Origin of the sequence: Collinsella aerofaciens, assembly GCF_015670795.1 — a bacterium.
Taxonomy (GTDB): Bacteria; Actinomycetota; Coriobacteriia; order Coriobacteriales; family Coriobacteriaceae; genus Collinsella; species Collinsella aerofaciens_Q.
Genome location: NZ_JADPCJ010000060.1, coordinates 1 through 1,785 on the forward strand (window position 1 = coordinate 1; position 1,785 = coordinate 1,785).

The following is a 1,785-nucleotide window of genomic DNA, read 5'->3' on the forward strand; positions in this document are numbered from 1 at the left end:
ACGGTCGCGCCACTAATCGCAATGAAGAGCTCGCAAGTGAAAAGCTTTGACGCGGTGGGTCGTGAGCTGGACAGGCGTGCCCATACCTACGCCAACGACATTGACGGGTCGGGTCGCCACATCGGCTACCGCTGCCGCGCGGAGGACGAGCGCCCGGTGCCGCTTAAAGACGGGAAGCTCTCGTGGAAGGGGTTCTTCCCCGACAAGGCGGCGCTCGGTGCGATGCAGGACAGGTTCTACGGGCGCGTAGGGGCGCTGTACGGCCTTTCTAGGGGCGAGAAGCGCTTGGAGGGTCAACCGGCAAGGCGGCACAAGTCCGTGGTCGAATACAAGGCCGAGAGCCGCCGAGTTCAGGCAGAGCTGGGATGGAGGTAGACATGAAAGGAATCGTTGCCGAGAACGGCAAGGTCGTGACCGACGAGATGATTGCCGGTTGGGAAAGCGCCCTTGAGCGCGATGAGTGGCCTAGCGGATGGGTGAATGTGGGCGAAATCGTCGAGGGGAAACTCCCGAAAGCAGCGCCCGAGACGGTAACGCTGTCCCTCAAGGTTCCCGCCGCCATGAAACGGGCGCTTGAGAAGGAAGCGAAGGCCGAGGGCAAGTCGACGGGTGCGTATGCCCGCGGAATCCTCGCCGATGGTCTCATGGCCATAGCGTAAAGCAGCAGGGGAGCTAACAGAAAGGGGAGCCTTGAAGGCTCCCCTTTCCTGCCGGCGACCCCGTTATAATTTGGGTCAGAGCTTTGAGTGCGCCAACACTCGCAGCTCGCATATCAACCGAGATGGTAGCTCGGCGATACACCAGCATTATATCAAGCTGGGATATCCCCAAACAGCTACCTCCCAAACAGGGAGGTTTTTTCATGGCAATGAATAAAAACGAGGGCGGTTCTGCATATTCGCCGAACCCGGATGTGAAATCCGGCCCTTGTCTAATAGCCGGATTTCAACCACTTACGGTGGTTCACCCCTCTTACTGGAATGCATACAAGACCGAATCTGGGGCAACGTTCTCAATCGATATGGTTCACCTGAAGCTGTCGTTCATCAACGGCAAGGGCGAGTGGTTGAGCACGCACGCCCAGACCTTCGACTGCGACAGCATGAGCGCGTGGACGAGCAAGATTCGACCCGGCGGCTGGTACGAGCTTTGGAGCTTCGACCTCGGCAACAGCTCGGTCGCGCTCGGTATCGGCTTCATGGAGCCGAGTTGCAAGGTGAACATGAATCGCGGGTTTATCGAGTTCAACCCGAACAAGGTTGCAGGGGACAAGCGGTTCTGGCGGCTGCTGGAAAAGCTCGCGCCGTGCGTCTCGCACGCCCGCTTGAAGAGGTTCGACCTCGCCTATGATTTGCCGACAAGCCGTCTGGACTGCCGCCTTAGCAAGGACAGGCGGATGTACAAATCGGTCATCAGCAACGGAATCACGGAATACCTCGGGGTCAAGAACACCCCCGGATACGTAAAGGTCTACGACAAAGCGGCCGAGATGAACCTGTCGAGTGTGCTGACGCGCATCGAGCTGACGTGTGATGGAGAGTGGGACGCTGGGCAGGTTGTCGCGCACTGGCCGCAGGTTCACGCATGGCATAGCGATGAGAATACGCGCGACTGGGTGCGCGTGGTGGGAATCATGCTCGCCGAGAAGGCCGAGCGCGGCGAGGAGGTCGAGACGCTCATCAACATGCTCGGCTGGCGTTCACGACCGAAGGTGCGCGAGTATCTGCGCACGCCGAGCGTGAAGCTGCCGGATGGAGCTGCCGCCCTGCTGCTGGCGGAAGCGAA

General features: G+C 59.7%; 3 protein-coding genes. All 3 read left to right on the forward strand.

Annotation, left to right across the window (positions count from 1 at the left end; genetic code table 11):
* The coding region (locus tag I4W09_RS10215) for a plasmid recombination protein (protein ID WP_230318780.1) at positions 1–375 on the forward strand (375 nt) is incomplete at its 5' end.
* 2 nt (positions 376–377) lie between these two features.
* Positions 378–659: a hypothetical protein gene (locus tag I4W09_RS10220; RefSeq protein WP_196034086.1), complete on the forward strand. Its 282-nt coding sequence runs from the start codon at positions 378–380 to the stop codon at positions 657–659.
* Between the two features lie 203 nt (positions 660–862).
* Positions 863–1,785 (forward strand): hypothetical protein (locus I4W09_RS10225; protein WP_230318781.1); only part of this gene is annotated, 923 nt, incomplete at its 3' end.